An 18,669-nucleotide genomic window follows, 5' to 3' on the forward strand; every position below is an offset into this window, starting at 1 on the left:
TCATAAAAATTGGATGTACCAATCTAACAGGTGGTCCCCAAAAAAGTAGGCCACCAGTGTGCCAATGACGATAAATGGTCCGAATGGAATTGGCTTACTGCGCTTCACTAGACCGAGCATCATGCCAATCACACCAAAAATCGCTCCAAAAAAGGCAGAGAATAAAAAGGCAAGAATAACTCCCTTTATCCCCATCACAAAACCAATCAAACCAAATAATTTAATATCTCCCCCGCCCATACCACCTTTGCTGACCACAGCGATCAATAGCAGGGTTCCAAATCCGACGACAGCCCCAGCTAAACCGTCCCACCATGGGTCCAACGGTATAAATATCCGAATAAACAAAAAAACAACTGTAAAAAACAGCAGAATTTTGTTCGGTATAAGCATGTATTTCAGATCTGATATAAAAATGATGACCAGTAGGGAAATAAGCGCCCATGCCGCAAACAATTCAGCCGTCCACCCTAGCAGCATAGGAGCCGCCAGAAAAAGAAGAGCCGTTGTCAGTTCCATAATCGGATAAAGAGGAGAAATGCCTGTTTTACACTCGCGGCATTTCCCCCCTTGAAATACGTATGATGCTACAGGGATGAGCTCCAGTGGTGTCAATGTATGACCGCAAGCTGGACAAGCCGATCGCGGAGCCACAATCGATTCTTTCGCTGGAATCCTCAAACCTACCACATTATAAAACGACCCAAAGATGAGGCCGGTGAGGAAGATTAAGAGATAGAGAGTGATCATTATTTATTATCAGTAGTTAATGAGATATCTTCCCTACCAAGTTCACTAGCATTAACTGTATTATTAGTAATATATGACTTTCCATTTATGCCAACCAATTTAACTATATATTTTGCTCCAGACTTTGTTCCTGTGGTAACTGGGGCAGTATAAGTAACTTTAGATTTGTCTAAATCATATGTTTGTTTTTTATTACTTGGGTCAGAAAGATTCTCTATATATCCTCCATCTTTAAGTACTTGAAGTTTTATATCTGCATCACCTTCCGAATTCTCTGCCACATACATTCTCATTGCATTGGCTGCTTGCTTCGCATTTACGACGTGTGCATCCTTCTCACTATTTTTCATTATCGTTCCAATGGCAGGGATAGCAATCGCAGCAATAATTCCTAGGATCACGACAACAGCTAGTAGCTCAACAAGTGTAAAGCCTTTTTCATTCTTCACGTGCTTTTTGAATAATTTCATTTAAAATCTCCTCCTAAATAGTTTTGTATAATAGTTCAAATGTTCTATATATCTTACAATATATACTATAATTTGGTAAAGATAAAGACATATTTTTATATTTTTGCATATATTAACCACCTATTTGATCAAACATGGTAAACATAGGCACAATAATAGCTAGTACAATAGTACCGACTAAGGAGGCAAGGAAAACAATCATCAAAGGCTCTATCAATGCCTTTAATTTATCGGTGCTGGCTTCGACTTCCTTTTCGTAAAACTCTGCCACTTTTGAGAGCATGGCCTCGAGCGAACCGGTGGTCTCTCCTATGGAGATCATTTGCGTAATCATTGGCGGAAATGCCCAGTGTTTTTTCATTGGTACTGTAATGGATTGTCCTTTTTCCAATGAATCTCTTGATGCAAGTACAACTCTTCCAATCACTTCATTCTCAACCACCTGCTCCACCAACGTCATCGATTCCAAGATCGGCACGGAGCTCGAAAATAACGAACTAAGCGTTCTGGTCATACGGGCGAGTGCCGCTTTTTGCAGCATGCTGCCAAAAACGGGAACCTTCAATAAAAAATAATCCAAATAATACTTGGATTTCTTATTTCTCTTAATTAAGAGGATGGCTCCAAAAATCAAAAGAATAAACAATACAACAAAGTACCAGCCTGTTTGCATCAAATTACTGGCATTAAGAACAAATTGCGTGATCGCGGGAAGTTCCCCACCAAAATCAGCAAACATACTTACATATGTAGGAACTACTTTCACCAGTAAAAAAATCACAACCGCAATTGCAACTATGGCAATAACTATCGGATAGGCCAGTGCAGATGAAATCTTTCTATTCGTGTCATGCTGCTTCTCATAATGAATAGCCAAACGGTCGAGCGTATCATCGAGATTACCGCCAATCTCCCCTGCACGAATCATATTGATGACCATGGGCGGAAATATTCTTTTATGTTTCGCAGCCGCTGCTGAGAGAGGCTGGCCATCGCGAAGATCTGTCTCCATTGTTTGCAGAGTTCGTGACAATGCCTTACTATCTGTTTGCTGAGATAGAATATTGGTCGATTCCACAACTGTTACCCCAGCTTTTATTAAAGTGGAAAATTGTCGCAAATAAATAACAAAATGCTGAAGCTTAACCGGATTTCCAATGGCAATATCCTTTGTTAGCAACGTTTCAGGCATCTTAGAAATTTCAATCACACGTATATTATCTTTTTTCAGTTTTTCCATCGCTTCGCGTCTGTTAGCTGCATTAATCACACCTGACCGCTTGCCTCTTACATCACGGCCGGTATATTTAAACCTCGTCATCTACTCCACCTTTTCCTTAAGAAATGGACCAGCGGATTCTCTCGTGATAATCCCACCTGTTACCAGTTCACGAATATTGCTCTCGAGAGTATGCATTCCCTGTGCTTTTGATGTCTGGATGATATTCATGATTTGATGAATTTTTTCACTTCTGATTAGATTGGCAACAGCTGAATTATTAACAAGAATTTCTGTTGCAGATCTGCGCCCGCTTTTATCCACAGTCGGAAATAATCTTTGTGAAACAATCGAAATTAGTACATTGGCAAGCTGAACACGAACCTGTGCCTGTTGAGCTGATGGAAATACATCAATCACCCGATCAATTGTCGATGCGGCGGAAGAGGTATGGAGTGTTCCGAGAACCAGATGACCTGTTTCTGCTGCTGTTATGGCGGTATGGATCGTCTCTAAATCTCTCATTTCTCCCACTAAAATGACATCAGGATCCTGTCTGAGCGCAGCCCTCAAACCATTCGCAAAATTATTGGTATCAAATCCAACCTCTCGTTGGTCGATAATACATCCATTATGCTTGTGCAAATATTCTATTGGATCTTCCAGCGTGATAATATGTTTTCTCATCGTTTGATTCATATACTGAATAAGCGCTGCCAGTGTCGTTGATTTACCGCTTCCAGTTGGGCCTGTTACTAATACAAGCCCCTGCGGTTTATGGGCAATTTGTTTTAAAATCTCAGGCAGTTTCAATTCTTCCATTGTTGGGATTCGGGTAGGCACAATTCTGATAGCCAATGCTACACATGAGCGCTGAAGATACGCATTAATCCGAAAACGAGATACACCCGGAATGCCGTAGGAAAAGTCCAGTTCACCTTTTTCTTTAAAACGGTCCCACATATCCTCTGGCACAATCGACCTTGCCATCGCTTCCGTATCCTCTGGACGCAACGATTCCTTGCTGTATCGTTTCAGTTCCCCATTAATTCGCATAATCGGCGGAACACCAACCGTTAAGTGAATATCTGATGCTTTGAACTCGTATCCTGCTCTAAGCAAGCTATCAATTTTTTTATCCATCTATTGCCACCCCCTATTCAAGAACAGCTACACGCAACACTTCTTCCGTCGATGTTAGTCCTTGCTTTACTTTAAGCAGGCCATCATCAATCAGAAAAACAGTCCTATGCTTGATTGCCAGTTCCCGCAGCTTTGTGAAGGATTCTCCGTTCATGATCACTCTTTTCATATCATCATTTAAAACGAGGATTTCATGAATGGCTATCCTTCCTTTGTATCCGGTCATATTACAAGAAGAACAACCCTTGCCTCTTTTAATGGAATCAATTTTCATGCCTCTTTTAGCAAAGATCTCAATCTCTCTTTTAGTTGGTTGATGATTCTCTCCGCAATCGCGGCAAACACGCCTAACCAACCGTTGTGCTACAATACCGCTGACCGATGAAGCAATTAAAAATGGTTCTACTCCCATATCCATTAATCTGGTAACCGTGCTGAGAGAATCATTGGTATGGATGGTACTCAATACTAGATGGCCAGTTAAAGAGGCACGTATCGCGATTTCTACCGTTTCCTTATCCCTGATTTCACCAACCATGACGATATTGGGATCCTGCCGCAGAATCGATCTTAAACCAGCAGCAAATGTCATTCCGACATTCGTATTAACCTGAATCTGATTGATACCTTCCATTTGATACTCGACTGGATCTTCAATCGTGATGATATTAACCTCTTCGGTATTCAATTCATTTAAGGCCGCATACAAGGTTGATGACTTCCCTGAACCAGTGGGTCCTGTAATCAGTACAATTCCAGCTGGCTGCTCAATCATCGTTTTAAACCGCTGCATATTTAAATTATTAAAACCAAGTCGATTTAAATCATTTAATGAGCTTCCCAAATCGAGAATCCTCAAAACAATCTTTTCTCCAAAGACTGTAGGCAAGGTCGATACACGTAAATCGACAGGATGGAAGTCCAAGTTAATTTTCATTCTTCCATCCTGGGGAATTCTGTACTCTGTAATATCTAAGTTTGCCATAATTTTAATCCGAGCTGTCAGGACGTTCTGCATGGATTTTGGCAATGTTCGCTCTGTCCGGAGGACTCCATCCACGCGATAGCGGATAATCACTTTTGTTTCATGAGGATCCAAGTGAATATCACTCGCTCTTTGTGAAATAGCATTGGATAAGATCTGATTTACGAGCTTTACAATGGGAGAATCCTGATCAGTGATTTTATCATCTTTGCGGATATCACTATCATTCAAATCTCCGAGCAGTTCCTCAATTCCCTCATCATGATCGTAATATTTCGTGATGGTCCGCAAAATATCATCTTTCGTAGCGATAGCTGCAATAATTTGAAAGCCTGTGGCTAAACGCAGATCATCTATTGCATAGAAATCCATTGGATCAGCCATCGCCACATATAATTTTTCCCCTTCTTTTTTTAACGGAATGAGAAGGCTTCTTTTCGCTATCTCCTTTGGTACAATTGCAAACAAAGTTGGATCAAATGGATATCTGAACAGACTGACATGCGGAATACCTAACTGAAATTCAAGTACCTCTATTAATTGCTGCTCCGTTATGTATCCTTTTTTTAAAAGGACATCCCCAATCTTTTCACCTTTTGTCTTGATTTCCAAAGCATTTTGAAGCTGTTCTTCTGTAATTAAACCCGCTTCCACTAACAAGTCACCTAAGCGTTTTCGGGTTTGCGACATTATTCCATCTCCAATTTCATTTATTTTCCGCTGAATTACTTAGTGGTATTTTCCGTAGCGTCTGATTCTTCTTCAGCACCCTCGTCTATTGGTTTAGCATCCTCGTCCTCTGTAGATTCTTCGTCTTCTATCTGCTCTTCAACTTGTTTGCCATCTTCAGCCGGGTTATCTGGGTTATCTGGGTTATCTGGATTATCTGGGTTATCCTCATTACCTGATTGTTCTTCCTCAGGGACCGACTCTGATTCCTCACCGTTTTCTGTTTCTTCTGCAGGAGGCTCGACTTCGGGTTCCTTTAATCCTGTGACGATTACTCGGTGAATCGGACCATAGAAGTCATCAGACAAGACTTCAGATAGTATCTCTTTGCCTTTTTCATCAATTGTTTTTCTGACGATTCTAACTAGTAATCCGTCTTCTCCCTCAACAGATACTTTACTTTCATTCTCGTTAAGCAAGGCACTGTACTGTTTAATCGTTTTTGGTTTAAATTTTGTTTCATCTTCTTTAACAAGATTGTATTTATAAAGAAAGGACTGACCTTTCAAATTCACAACCAGTTTACTTCCCTCTATTGAAAAGTGAAGAGTATAAGCCGTATCATTCGGGTTAGAAAATATAAGATCTACCTGCTTATCCAGATCAATTCGGGCTTCATAGCCTGCATTGGTATAATCGGGTAATTCACGACTGATATTTCTTTCCAAAATATTAAAATTAGTGGGCATGATTGCTTCATATACAGCTGATGCAAAAATGCCCGATGATACCTTGTCTTTTTTGGTTATATTAGCAGCCTTAATTGTCTCAACAAGAGATACTTGCGTTTTAGCCTGTATTTCAATTTCTGGAACAGCTTTAATTAAAAGACGAATCTCTCGTTCCCGGTCCTCTACACTAATACTAGCTTTTGAGATCGTCTCCATTTGTTCAGCTGACCCATCCATATACTTTTCCACTTGGTAAACAAGTGGGCCGCTGTCTAGTGTGGAAGCAATCGCCAGTAAATCAGAGGACAGTTTATCCAAATCAATATTTTCGACTGCCAGCTCACTGGATAAGGAGAAAATGAATTCCTCAATGGCATTCTTTTTAAGCGATACCTGCATGACATTGCGTTGTCCTGATCGTGCCTCTTGAATCGTTTTCTCCTTATTAAATAGGAATGCGTCTGTATTAAAAATTGCACTTGTTTCCTTATAGGTAAACTCTATAAGACTATCTTTCTTCCATTTTTCTGTCTCTTTCGTAATTAAATCATTTGCCTCAGCTATCGTTTTATTTGAAACATCTACAGAACCAACTGTTGTATTTGCCTCAAAATCATGCCCCGTATCCATAATGTTGTTGATTGCCAGAGAGCCATAATGAGAGAATCCAAGCATATATGCAGTAGAGAACAGTAATATAATAAATACTTTACTAATGTGCTGCTTTCTCATAGCAGGGCTCCTCTCTGATTAGCTGATGACATTCATGGACAATTCAACTACCACGGATGGCCCTTCACTTTGAGCTGTTTTAACATCAGTTGCAGTAAGGATTGTCCCGTTTGCAAATAAAAGTTCACCTTGTCCATTTAGAATATCCTTGCTAACTGTTTTCCCTTGCAATAATTCTATTTGCTTTTCCTTTAGAGCTTTTTCACTTTCAGATAGTTGCTGGTACAAGGATACACTTGCCTCAGCCTCACCTTCAGTTTTCTCTAATTCTGGCACGTTAGCCTGTACTTCGTTTGTTTCTTCAACCGCCATTTTCGGCTCAGATACTTCCATAGGATCTTCAATTGACACTATTTCATCGCCCGCTTCCAACTCATCAAGGTGTTCGACATAAAAATCAGAGGCTTTCTCAATAACCACTAAAATGTCTTTCCCGAAGGTTAATACAGCTTCGGCTTTTAAAATAATATCCTTACCGCCAACACTAAGCTGCATACCGATAATATTTCCATTCTCTTCATCAATAAAATATTCGGAAACTTCTCCGAGAAGTTGTCCTTTCCTGGTCATGACCTTTGTATTAGTAACTTTAATTTTTTTATTCACCAATGTATTTGCTATTGGAATTTCATTTAAATCAATCACGGCGTTATCATTTTCAACTGTGATCGCATATTCTCCAATCCCAATTACCTTTTTAAATGGAATGGCTTTTACACTCACTTGCCAATCCTCATGTTCAATAGTAAGAAAATCGACAGATCCCTTATCCGGATTAATAACGATTGATTTAACATTTCCAATTTGATTGCCTTCGGAAATACTGATAATTGGTTGACTGATAATTTCTAAACTGCTTTTCATTACTGAGACACTTCCCTATCTGTTTGTTTTATGCACAATATGTTTGGTATAAATAATCCAGTTGTTCAACGAGAATTGGATATTGTTCAAACCTCATTTTCAGTTTGAATAGATTGTTTTCCAATTCACTCCATTTTTTCTGGGCAATATAATGCTCGATTAATAACGCACTAAATTGGTAATACGTTTGATCCGGTAATTCATCTGTTAAATATCCTTTAAGCAGTGATTCATATTCATCCTCTGAACATGTCACTTTTGCCAATTTCATTTGAGAGAAGAATGTATCAAACAATTGCCCCTGCAAGGCAGTTTGTTCAGCTGTTGATTGAGTTTTCTCAAGCTCCTCCTGTTCCTCGAGGCGAACGGGTTCAATATCCAAATCAAGCGGATCCATTTCCAATATCTTATTATCTAATAACTCATCTGCCAGATTCTCTTTGTGATTGTCAGAAAGAGGCTCTTCCTCTTCTTCCTTATTTAGTGGCCTTTCAGCTGTATCGACGCTCTCCGCTATCCTCATTTCATCAGCATTCACAACCAGCCCTTCTTCCTGATCCGCTGCTTGATGTGATAAGAGCTCGTCTGAGTGTTCTAGGATTTCCTTTTCATCAGTAGGATTAGGATGGTCTTCTTCTATTTCATCAATAATCTGAGGCAGATCCTCTTCAATCGGATCCACTTCCGTTTCTTCTTCCATCAAATCTGCAGCTACTTTCAAATCGTCATCTTCATCCTCTAAAAGGATTTCAATATCTTCCATAAAGTGAACCGATAAATCATCAGGTGCTATTAATTCATCTCTGTTCAAAAGAAAATCGACTTCGTCTTTCGTTAAAGATCCAAACGGCTCCTCTTTATTAGAAATTGAAAGTTCTTTCTCTCCCCTATATATCGGTTCAGATTGCTCAGAATGAATAGTTTCGTGAACAACATTGTGATCATCCATACCATCTATCTCATTTTCAGCAACTAGCGGAGGTTCTTCGTGAAGCAACTCGATGTCTTCATCCCAATTGATAATCGGTAAATCCGTCTGTTTATCTGTTTCTGTCGGTTGCTCAATCTTCTGGTCCATCATCAGATTTTCCGTCGGATCCATTACCAGGTTCTCTGAATGTCCTTCATCTTTTATGACTACCTCATCACTATCTTCTGCATTTTTTTGTTCCTGGCGGGCTTCTGGATTGCCCCTTCCGTGTTTCGCAAGCTTTTGATTTGCAATCATATGTATCAAATCAGCTTTTTCTTCTACTTCCACCTCTGGTTCATCACGGTTATAAGCTGTCAGATCATTCCCTTCTTGGTCAAAAATCAATCCTTCAAATTTTTCTCCCATAAAAAAGGTCATAGCAATCAAGATAAGAAGCAACATCCCTGCTGTTTGCCAGAGGGGAAAGTTTATATTTCCATATATGCCAATAGAAGAGACAATAATGGCCCCAAATATAATGATCATTTTCCCTTTAGAAGTTATTCCCAGTGGCAAATACAAAATGATTGGAATCAACAAAATCAGTGAAGCTAATACCAATAAATAACTTTCCAATTCCACCACCCCTTTTTTGACAATATCTTATAGATTATAATATTTTTATAAATATAAGAAATAATGCCTATTTATTACAAATATTTACTAGAATCATTGTATAATAAAGTAAGGAATATTAAAAGAAGGTGCGACCGTGAAACAGAAGAATATTTTTTATATCGAACGTGAACGTGGATTTACATTAGTAGAGGTTCTTTTATCTGTTACCATACTTGGTATTATTTTTTTAAGCATACTGGCTTTATTCAACAATACGTACGACTATAGTGAACGAAATGAATCCAAAACGGTCGGTATTAATGTAGCTAGAAATGTACTGAATTACATAGAAAACCAGGACTTTAATACTATTAAAAAAACATATTTTTCAAATTCCGCTGGAACAGAAGAATTTAAGATTACAAGAAGTTCATGTAAAAATGGCCCGTTTCTTGCAGAATCCTGTGAAAATATGTTAAAAACGGTCGTTAATAACGTGACCTATGAAGCCACTGTCACATTAACCAAACACCATGAAGCTGATTTGCAAAATTATTTAATCCCGGTTGAAGTAAAGGTCAATTGGAATGATCGTGAAACAAGCGTGGAGGGAGTATTGAAAAAATGAAAAAATTCATTTTGCCGGAGCGCGGTGTTACTCTTGTCGAATTAATGGTTACGATTGCTCTTGTTTCTTTATTTGGCACCATTATGTACTCAGTGTTTGTAACCGGTGTTAAGCTTTATCAAAAGATTGAGGTTGAGGGACAATTACGCGATGACGCTGATTATATTGCAACGGCTATTCTAAATGAAATGTACAGCAACTCTCCAAAATCAGTAAAAGTGTTTAAAGATACTGCTACCGGTAACGAAGGAATCATCCTCGTCAGAGCCAACCAGAAAAACGTCGATGGCTACCTTGTTGAGGAAGATACGTCACAGCCGGAAAAAACGATTAAAATTTACTTCGACCATGATAAATTTATCATTGAGAGCCACAGCGGATCAGCCCAGGATATTAAAACAGTCGCGATTGATTCGAGGTTTACAGATATTAATAAAGATAAACCCAATGAGATCAAATCCAAGATTACCCTTGGTACGATCGGGGAATGTAATACCGGCTATACGGAATGCAGTCATGGTACGATTCAATTAACACTTGCCCTGAAAGGTAAAAATGATTTCAAAAATTCCCTTATTCATTCTAAACCGCTCGTACTGGAGAGCTCGTTTGGCTTTTAGGAGGATCCCAAATGATACTAAAAAATGAAAAAGGATCTACATTAATACTCGTTTTATTAATCTTCTTAGTCCTTACCACCCTCGGTTTGGCCATAGCCAGTGCCACGATAAACAGCGGTAAACGGACAGAACTGCGAGAAGATGATATTACCGAAAATCTGGGTGCCCTGCGCAATTTAAAAGAGGGTGTGGCAGCTGTGGAAGCCTATATAGCCATGAATGGCGCTAATTTAATTAATCTCCCGGCGAAGACTGATTATGACAAAGCCCTTGCAGATTTTATCGCGACCCAAAATTCTAAAAACACAAGATACACAATTGAAGACAAAACGATTGACCAAAACAGTTATACAAAAATAGTAGAAATCAGCAGTTCCGCCTATTCCCAAAAAGTATATATCACAGCAGCACCGAGTTTTCTAAAGTACGCACTCGGTTCAAGGGAAAGTCTTACATTGAATGGCTCTCCTTTAATTGATGGAAATATCTATTCTAACAAAACATTATCCATTAGTAATGATGCCAATTACATCTATCATTCAGTTCCAGATAGCGAAGATACTGCACTGCCGGCTATTAAGACATCTTCAAAAATCCATCTTGGTGATAAGATACAACCAATATCCCTGTGTTCTTCCGGCGATTGTTATTTAGAAAGCGTCCAAGGTAATCTGCCTGTCTTTGAAAAAAACAGCGCATACTGGGGAAATTTAACGATCGAAAACATGGATCAGGCTTTCTCATCAGATGAAAAGCCTGTATATGAAGACGAAACAAACCAGTTTATTGATGTGGACATTCATCAATCCTTTATAGAAAAACTAAGTGTAGCCGGTTTCTCCCCTCAATCATTACAGGGGAATACAGATGCAGAAAAGAAAAAATATATTCTTGAACAGATAGAATATGGGAGTACGAATTTAGGGATAAAAAAAATACGTGATTTCGATTCGCTCGATAAGGATATAACATCCACAGCCTTTTTATATTCAGGAGATGCTCGAGTAGATGTGGACGAAATAAATCTTTTGGACCACCAGTGGCTGATTATTGATGGAAACATGTTCTTGGAGAGCGAAGGAAACAAAAGCATGAATGTGAAGGGGAATATCCTGGTAACTGGCAATATCAGCATGGCAGGAAATTTAAGCTTTAACTCCGTTATATACGCGCTTGGTGATACGACATTGAATAATATCAATATTAGCTGCTATCAGAACAGCTGTGAACAAGGAAATATGGGTGAAGTACTTATCCTGATGACACAGGGCCAGCTAGAAGTATCTATCATCAATCCATTCAAGGAAAAAGCTGATCAAATCACCGGGTATCTTTATACGGCATCGGAAGCAAGTATCTATGCTGTCGGCTCGCTTCTTCGCATCGAGGGAGGGATTTTTTCAAAGGATAATCTAGTGGTAAATAGTTATCGAGGTAAAGCTGAATCGGGAACAAGCGATATTGATTTTAAATCTAGTACAGATAAACTTTCGTCTAGATTACAAGTCACAAATAATAAACGTTTATTTTTAAATCAAACACAGGGACTCCCTAAGGTCAATGGGTTAGAGGTTATTACCGACCGAATCGAGAAGATAAAATGACATAAGCAAAACCCGTTAGCATTATGCCAACGGGTTTTACTTTTCTATTAGATTCACGATTTCATTATGGTTCCATTCCTTCGCCCAAATAGCAGCAGTCTTATTCTCCTTATCTTTAATGGATGGATCAGCCCCTGCTTTAAGCAATGATTTAACCAGGTCAATCTCCCCATATTCACTGGCATAAATTAGAGCCGTCTTGCCAAGATTATTTTGTTCATCGATTAAATCCGGCATTATCTCAACCAACCTATCCAATAAATCAGCCCGCATATTAATAACCGCAGCCGCTATAATCGTATTCCCTTCCTCATCTTTCACTCTTAGTAATTCAGGATTCTTCTTTTCCAATAGAGTAAGAATCTCCGTATGCCCCTCCTGTGAGGCGATATAGGCAGGTGTTTCCCCCTCAAGATTAGGCTGGCCCGGATCCAAGCCTTCTTTCATCAATAAATCAACAATATCCGTCACCCCGCGCAAGGCAGCTATATGCAAGGCTGTATTTCCACTACTATTTGTATCATCCAGTTTATCTTTATGATTTTTGATTGCTGCGAGAAACATAGTATACGCCTCTTTAAGAGCCTCCTTATCATCGGGATCTCCGATAGAAAAGACAAGTGTGACAAATAATGGGTTATCCGAACGGGGTGATATATCTGCTCCATGCTCCAGCAGTACACTGGCGATTTTATAATCCTGATTCATAATGGCCAAATCAAGCGGTGTCACTCCCTCTTTATTTGCCTCTAAAGATGTATGCTTATCTGATACCAGATTCTTTACCTGTTTTACATCACCAGTTGCGATGGCCTCTGTTAGTTTCTCCTCATTCTCTTTTTTCGCTTTTGCATTGGTTTTTTCTGTGTAGCTAAAAATACCGAGTGCGATAGCAATAATAATCAGAATGGCAGATACTGATAGGATGATTTTCTTTTTCATATCGTTGTCTCCCCTGAGCTCTTCCTTAAAGAAATGGACTCACTCTGACATGCAGAGTGAGCCTTTCTACTCTCTTAATATTTCGAATTGCCGTTACCATCTTCTCCGCTGCCAGGTGCTATTACATTCACATTAAGATTCGCATAATATTCTTTTCCTTTATCATCCGTTACGATAATCTTAATGACATCTTTACCGATTCTATTCCCAGTAAATACTCCATCCGATTTAAGAGATACGTAATAATCGTCCCCAATCGTATAGGTTACAGATGTAACATTTGTTGCGTCAGACGGCAAATAATTCAAATAAGTCTTTACAGATCGGGTTTCTCCTTTTTCGATACTGACTACATCGGGCACTGCAATTCCTGTAAGAGGCTGCCCGACATTTACAGTTACCTCTGTTGAAGCATTTCCATCCACAGAAGATACTAATACAATACCTTTTCCGGTACCCACTCCTTCCACTTTGCCATTCTCATCTACCCGAACAATATCAGGATTCAAAGAATTCCAGATAATTTTCTTGTTGGTAGCATTATCTGGTCTTACTTCATAGGCAAGCTGATATTTATCAAATTTATTGATTGGCAGAGGGTTTGGGGTGATTATAATACTTTCAACAAGTATAGGACTTACTGTTATCTTTGCTGTCTTGACAATCCGATCTCCTTCTTTGTTAATACCAATTACTGTTAGCACGGTTTCTCCCTGCTTCTGGCCGGTTATAGTGAAGTTATCTTTATCAATGGTAGCAATAGATGGATCAGTCAACGTTAAGGTAAGGCTGTCTCTGCTCTCAGCTGGATCGGTCGTAACAGCTAAACCTTTCGTTTCCCCGACATTTAAGGCCATATCGTCCATATTGATATTGTTCACGTAGTTACGGACTGTCACGATTGACTCTTTCTCGATTATTTTGCCAAAAACATCTGTTACCTTTACTTTCACCTTAGTCTTCCCAGCTTTTAAAACTCTTGCTGCACCTGTCTCAGGGTTAATGCTTATAATATCTCCATTACTCCCTTCCGACCATTCGATACTTTTAATCCCTGCATTACTTGGATTTAATATAAGATCTAGTGCAAAATTCTGATCTACATCTTTACTTAATTCATACGTATCAGGAAAAGAAACCGACTCTAAGCCATTTTCGGCAATAAGCGTTAATTGGTTAAATTGAACTTTCTCATCCTTACTGAGAGCATTCTTATAACTTAACGTCGAATCCTTTAATATATATTCTTTTTTCACAGTCGGTTTTACTTTAACCGTAAACGTGACAGGTGCCGCTCTAAAAATAGTCCCTACTTTTTCATAGACGATATTATTTAAAGTTTGTGTATAAGTTAATCCTGAAGCAAGTGTGCCGCTTGTTTTACCAGACCCGCTGGCATTCATTCCCGCTGGCAGTTTTTCAGTTAGTGTAACATTAGTTAAGGTAACAGTTGTTCCATTAATTGCTTTTGCGAGTTCTCCCGTTATATCCTGCGGGGTAATCGTATAGGTAATCTCCGTATCCACACCAACCTTAACCGGGTTGGATACTTGAACAGTCCTGTTAACCTGCAAATTCGTCTGCAGCTTAACAACTTTTACAGTTACCTCTTTCGTAGCCTTGGCCCCTTTAGCATCAATCGCTTCGATTCGGATAGCAGCATTTCCTCCCTCAGGCAAACCATGAGCAATTTGCTGAACGATTGTCGTACCATTGCTTACATTTTTTTGTTCAAATACAAGCCTGTTATTAACATAGACTTTTGTCGCAATTTTTTTATCCTTTAAATCAAAATCCTGTATGTTATAGGCTAATTCAATAGTTTGATTGGATGGAATCAGATCACCCTCATGGGGGGAAATAACCTTAATCGTTGGAGCATGGTTTGATCCTAAAAATGCTCTGTACATGGTATTGACAAATAATTTCTGTTCCCAATCAGGAAAGCCAGTATTTGTATGGCCTGTACCTGAATATGTGATATTTCCCTTTGAATACGTATAATAATGATTCCAGCTGTCATTTACATCCCGGGGATTATTGTAATCCTGCCAATCCTGGTACCATGTTCGGTCACTTATGATGTTATACCACGGAATGACATTGGAATCTTCAAGATTCAAGGTAAAATACTGATTATGTGTTAGCGCAATATCTTTCGTTGAGCCCTTTTGACTTCTTTCTTCTTCCATATTATAAGGGTAGCTGGTCATAATTCCGTTATTTACAATCGCGGTAGAATTAGAGGTACGCGGAGCACCATACCCTAAATTAGTTTTAGGATCTATTTGGCCAGAGATGGCTTTAAAATGATTCAGCCAATGGTTATTTGAATTATTGCCTTTGCCTTCTTTTTCAAAAATTGTATCATGTGTAAACATAATACTTTGCTCAGAACTAATAAATGTCTCTAAGGATCCGGTCGAATTTTCATTTAAGTTCGTACTGTTATACTCATCCCCAAATCCAAAAATGACCATATCGTATTTTCCGTTAATTTGCGTATGTGAATGGGGACCAGTTGAACCGTTAAACGTCTCCATATTAGTGACATCAATATTAATTTTATATTCATTCGTTTTATCTAAGTAGGATTGGTTCATGTTGCTGCTTTTCAATAAACTGCTATTATAATTGGCATTCGGGGTAACCTGCAGGACTTTCAATTCAACGGTTTGGTCGACAAACTTGATCATCCCTTTTTCATAATCCTTTAATCCCGTACCATTATCGATTAGTTCAAGCTTCCAATAGCGGACTCCTGAATATCCCTTCGGCAATTCAAACGTAATTGTACTATTTTGCGAGGTGATTGGTATTTCCTTTACAATCTCATCAGTACTATATTGATCATTAAAATCTGAATCAATCGATAACCGAGCTTTCAAATCCCTCGATTCAATATTTACAGGCTTTTGCACAGTAATTTTAAAGCTTAAATTGTCACCAGCCTGATATGCAGTTGTTTCACTTGGTTTTGTGGTGAGTGAAAATCTCGGACCGGTTGCGTTACTATTATTTAGATATCCACTAACTTTATTTAAAAGGTTTTTTTCCCACCCACTGCCTTTTCGGCTATAGGTCAGTACATTGGTCCTATTGAGATAAGAATCTAACCGTCCCATTATCCCTTTATGAGAATCAATCGTCTCCCTCTCCAGGATAACCGGTTTCCCCTTAATAATAAAACTGTCGATAACCTCTTGCAGCTTCAAACTCGTAATATCATTCTGAATGGATGTTGTGTCATGGTTGCTGCCGGAAGCCTTTGTCTCCGAATATTTGCCTTCCATGATCGCAATCATGTCATATTTACCATCCAATTCTTCTCGCAGTGCCACAAACTTTTTCATTGGCATTGTCGTATATTCAAAATTACTTTCCCCTAGAACATTCTTTAGCTTTGTTGGATAATTATTAGCATTGTCGTAAATCTCCAAAATTCTTATTTTTGGAGTGCTAACTGCCCCTTGCGTTACAACCGGAGCTTGCAACACTGTTGAAAACAAAATAAAAAAAGCGATTGCCAGCCTTAGCCCTCTTTTCATATAACCACCCACTGCCTTGTATTTTAAATAGAATCTATTACCCAACTCATACAATTTACCTATTTTATTACTTACTATTATACATTCTTTACCATTATTTTGTATATTTTTCAAAAATATTTTAATGCTTATCTTCAATGTTTATAATCCTAGTTCGGAATGGTTTTTATAGATATGGGCGGACCTATATTCTTTATATAACAATAGTAATTTTTTCTATTTGATCAATATTTGGATAAATTATTCAGTTCAATTTACTATATAGATATCATTTAATGTTTCATATATAAAACATAAACTCACAATTGTCTCACGAAATTCATCATTTTCCTTAAAAAAAAGACGTATTCTACATCCTCGGCAGAATACGTCTTTTTTATTTACTATACTGCGCCACCTTGTTACGGCCAGCCTGTTTTGCTCCTGTATACATAGCACGGTCTGCATGGCGGATTAACGAATGAGAATCATCCGCATCTAATGGAGCGGTTGACACTCCTATTGATGCAGTTACTCTCACTTGAACCTTCATGCGATCACTGCCCAAATCAGATACTAATTCATATGGCTTTGTGCCAATTTTTTGTCGTGCCAGTTCGGCAAATTGATAGCCTTCATCAACTCCCGCTCCAGGAAGCACCAGTACAAATTCTTCCCCGCCATATCTGGAAGCAATTCCCTTGTGCCTTACAAGAGAGGATAAACGATCTGCCACCTGACATAGCACATCATTTCCACTCAAATGTCCATATGAATCATTTATCGACTTAAAGTGATCCAAGTCTATTAAAATAAGAGTCAAGTTATCTAACTTTTTATCCCTTAATAAATTAAACTGGTCTTTTAAATAATCTTCAAGAAAATAGTTGTTATAAAGCTTCGTTAATGAGCAACGCTCACTTTTCGTTTTTGTTTCCTCATAATGCCTGGCATTTTCGTAGGCTGAAGCAAGGTATGAAGAAAGAATATCCGCTATCATCAACTGATTTTTTTCAAAAAAGTTTTTCCTCGAGGAAATATGTAAAATAATCCCTTCCATCTGCTCAGCCTTTAAAACAGGAACAATTAAAATACTTTCTGCCCAATCCGGCATTCCATGATTTTTATATTTCTTTAAGGATGCAGAGCTGTGAATTAATAAGGATTGTTTCGATTTCCATACCTCCCCTATCAAACTATCCGTTGCGGAGATTACATTTAAATGAGGCTGGCTCGGCTCAATTTTACTATCAAATCTTCGCATACGAAGGCGATTTTTCGTCTTTTCATCCACACCGAATATATAGGTTTCCTCCACCGGGAAAATCCTTGTCACTTCACTGAGAAATAAATCAAGGACTTGCTTGATTTCCAATCTGGCTGTTAATCTGTGACCAATTTGGCTGGCTTTTTGCAAATCAGCGTTTACTTTTTCAGCCTGATAATACAATCGCATGACCATTGCCAGGCTGACCAGCGGGATTCCGACAATTATAATGGATACCAATCCCAATCCCTGATAGGTTGAATACAGTAATAAGCCAATCGGAAAAATGATAATACTGGATACTATATCTGCCACCTGATCTTTTGCAACAAACGCTACTTTTGTTTCGTATACAAATAGGTCTATTAATAAAGCACATACAAAATTGGATAGAAACCATACGATTTGATGAATGACAATCAATGAGAATATGCTTAAATCAGATAGAATCAGCCCAGAATGCTGACCGCCAAGCCAATAGTAAATTAAACTGCTTGTTACTGAATTAATAAAAAACATCAGGGAATTCATAGGAATGCGGAAAAATTCTTCTTTATTAATTTTTATTCGATAAAGGATTGTCAGTACCCCGATTTGAGAAAGGACAATTTCCACAAATAATCCGTACTGTAGAAAGATAGCCAAAGATACTCCCTGGAGGAGAAAGATTGGTAAACCATTTATCATAATAGGATAGTAGGTAATAATGCATAGCAGTAACAGGAACATAAAAATATCAATTGAAAATAAATTTCCCATTACGGGGAACTTCGTATAAGAAATAAATAATCCTGCAGGGACGAACAAAAGCCAAAGGATCCAAATAACGAAGCGTTTTTGTCTATTAACCATTGCCGCCCCTCCAGTCAGGTAATTTTATCCAGTGTGTACTACATGTCAAATATTATCAAAAATTCTGACATTTGTCACACATTTTTTTTAATAAACAGGTCTTATGGAGGATTGTCATTAAAGTTTTACCTTTGC

14 protein-coding genes are annotated in these 18,669 nt (G+C 38.4%); 3 read left to right on the forward strand and 11 right to left on the reverse strand.

Going from position 1 to position 18,669, the window contains the following annotated elements; genetic code table 11:
* The 8 genes from AC4G3K_RS04035 to AC4G3K_RS04070 form a co-directional block, all read right to left on the reverse strand.
* A complete protein-coding gene (locus AC4G3K_RS04035; protein ID WP_491132535.1) occupies positions 1-750 on the reverse strand; it encodes a prepilin peptidase in 750 nt (249 codons plus the stop codon).
* Positions 750-1,220, reverse strand: a complete 471-nt coding sequence (locus tag AC4G3K_RS04040; RefSeq protein ID WP_491132536.1) for a type II secretion system protein — start codon at positions 1,218-1,220, stop codon at positions 750-752. The genes AC4G3K_RS04035 and AC4G3K_RS04040 overlap by 1 nt, the downstream gene beginning before the upstream one ends.
* Before the next feature lie 112 nt (positions 1,221-1,332).
* The gene (locus AC4G3K_RS04045) at positions 1,333-2,541 is read right to left on the reverse strand and encodes a type II secretion system F family protein (RefSeq protein WP_491132537.1); all 1,209 of its coding nucleotides are present in this window, start codon (positions 2,539-2,541) and stop codon (positions 1,333-1,335) included.
* A complete protein-coding gene (locus tag AC4G3K_RS04050) occupies positions 2,542-3,582 on the reverse strand; it encodes a type IV pilus twitching motility protein PilT (protein ID WP_491076003.1) in 1,041 nt (346 codons plus the stop codon).
* A gap of 13 nt (positions 3,583-3,595) precedes the next feature.
* The gene (locus tag AC4G3K_RS04055) at positions 3,596-5,257 is read right to left on the reverse strand and encodes a GspE/PulE family protein (RefSeq protein WP_491132538.1); all 1,662 of its coding nucleotides are present in this window, start codon (positions 5,255-5,257) and stop codon (positions 3,596-3,598) included.
* 35 nt (positions 5,258-5,292) lie between these two features.
* On the reverse strand, positions 5,293-6,699 hold the full coding sequence (locus AC4G3K_RS04060) for a VanW family protein (protein ID WP_491132539.1): 1,407 nt from the start codon (positions 6,697-6,699) through the stop codon (positions 5,293-5,295).
* An 18-nt stretch (positions 6,700-6,717) separates the two neighbouring features.
* A complete protein-coding gene (locus AC4G3K_RS04065) occupies positions 6,718-7,563 on the reverse strand; it encodes a PRC-barrel domain-containing protein (protein WP_491132540.1) in 846 nt (281 codons plus the stop codon).
* Between the two features lie 28 nt (positions 7,564-7,591).
* Positions 7,592-9,112, reverse strand: coding sequence for a hypothetical protein (locus AC4G3K_RS04070; protein ID WP_491132541.1), 1,521 nt, complete (start codon positions 9,110-9,112; stop codon positions 7,592-7,594).
* 136 nt (positions 9,113-9,248) lie between these two features.
* Here AC4G3K_RS04070 and AC4G3K_RS04075 point away from each other — a divergent pair, with 136 nt between their 5' ends.
* The 3 genes from AC4G3K_RS04075 to AC4G3K_RS04085 are packed head-to-tail and all read left to right on the forward strand — an operon-like array spanning position 9,249 to position 11,946.
* Entirely contained in the window at positions 9,249-9,722 is a 474-nt protein-coding gene (locus AC4G3K_RS04075; protein ID WP_491076008.1) for a prepilin-type N-terminal cleavage/methylation domain-containing protein, read from the forward strand.
* A complete protein-coding gene (locus tag AC4G3K_RS04080; protein ID WP_491132542.1) occupies positions 9,719-10,342 on the forward strand; it encodes a PilW family protein in 624 nt (207 codons plus the stop codon). The genes AC4G3K_RS04075 and AC4G3K_RS04080 overlap by 4 nt, the downstream gene beginning before the upstream one ends.
* 11 nt (positions 10,343-10,353) lie before the next feature.
* On the forward strand, positions 10,354-11,946 hold the full coding sequence (locus AC4G3K_RS04085; protein WP_491132543.1) for a hypothetical protein: 1,593 nt from the start codon (positions 10,354-10,356) through the stop codon (positions 11,944-11,946).
* 36 nt (positions 11,947-11,982) lie between these two features.
* Here the strand turns inward: AC4G3K_RS04085 and AC4G3K_RS04090 are convergent, their stop codons facing one another.
* The 3 genes from AC4G3K_RS04090 to AC4G3K_RS04100 form a co-directional block, all read right to left on the reverse strand.
* The gene (locus AC4G3K_RS04090) at positions 11,983-12,888 is read right to left on the reverse strand and encodes an ankyrin repeat domain-containing protein (protein ID WP_491076011.1); all 906 of its coding nucleotides are present in this window, start codon (positions 12,886-12,888) and stop codon (positions 11,983-11,985) included.
* 74 nt (positions 12,889-12,962) lie between these two features.
* On the reverse strand, positions 12,963-16,436 hold the full coding sequence (locus tag AC4G3K_RS04095) for an Ig-like domain-containing protein (protein ID WP_491132544.1): 3,474 nt from the start codon (positions 16,434-16,436) through the stop codon (positions 12,963-12,965).
* A 376-nt stretch (positions 16,437-16,812) separates the two neighbouring features.
* Positions 16,813-18,534: a sensor domain-containing diguanylate cyclase gene (locus AC4G3K_RS04100; protein ID WP_491132545.1), complete on the reverse strand. Its 1,722-nt coding sequence runs from the start codon at positions 18,532-18,534 to the stop codon at positions 16,813-16,815.
* Positions 18,535-18,669: the final 135 nt, after the last annotated feature.

Source organism: Bacillus sp. z26, assembly GCF_058313635.1.

What these genes read in the sequence shown, in the direction of transcription:
- AC4G3K_RS04040 (WP_491132536.1), bottom strand. Translation starts at nt 1,220, where the DNA reads ATGAAATTATTCAAAAAGCACGTGAAGAATGAAAAAGGCTTTACACTT.
- AC4G3K_RS04055 (WP_491132538.1), bottom strand. Translation starts at nt 5,257, where the DNA reads ATGTCGCAAACCCGAAAACGCTTAGGTGACTTGTTAGTGGAAGCGGGT.
- AC4G3K_RS04045 (WP_491132537.1), bottom strand. Translation starts at nt 2,541, where the DNA reads ATGACGAGGTTTAAATATACCGGCCGTGATGTAAGAGGCAAGCGGTCA.
- AC4G3K_RS04095 (WP_491132544.1), bottom strand. Translation starts at nt 16,436, where the DNA reads ATGAAAAGAGGGCTAAGGCTGGCAATCGCTTTTTTTATTTTGTTTTCA.
- AC4G3K_RS04065 (WP_491132540.1), bottom strand. Translation starts at nt 7,563, where the DNA reads ATGAAAAGCAGTTTAGAAATTATCAGTCAACCAATTATCAGTATTTCC.
- AC4G3K_RS04050 (WP_491076003.1), bottom strand. Translation starts at nt 3,582, where the DNA reads ATGGATAAAAAAATTGATAGCTTGCTTAGAGCAGGATACGAGTTCAAA.
- AC4G3K_RS04090 (WP_491076011.1), bottom strand. Translation starts at nt 12,888, where the DNA reads ATGAAAAAGAAAATCATCCTATCAGTATCTGCCATTCTGATTATTATT.
- AC4G3K_RS04035 (WP_491132535.1), bottom strand. Translation starts at nt 750, where the DNA reads ATGATCACTCTCTATCTCTTAATCTTCCTCACCGGCCTCATCTTTGGG.
- AC4G3K_RS04085 (WP_491132543.1), top strand. Translation starts at nt 10,354, where the DNA reads ATGATACTAAAAAATGAAAAAGGATCTACATTAATACTCGTTTTATTA.
- AC4G3K_RS04060 (WP_491132539.1), bottom strand. Translation starts at nt 6,699, where the DNA reads ATGAGAAAGCAGCACATTAGTAAAGTATTTATTATATTACTGTTCTCT.
- AC4G3K_RS04100 (WP_491132545.1), bottom strand. Translation starts at nt 18,534, where the DNA reads ATGGTTAATAGACAAAAACGCTTCGTTATTTGGATCCTTTGGCTTTTG.
- AC4G3K_RS04080 (WP_491132542.1), top strand. Translation starts at nt 9,719, where the DNA reads ATGAAAAAATTCATTTTGCCGGAGCGCGGTGTTACTCTTGTCGAATTA.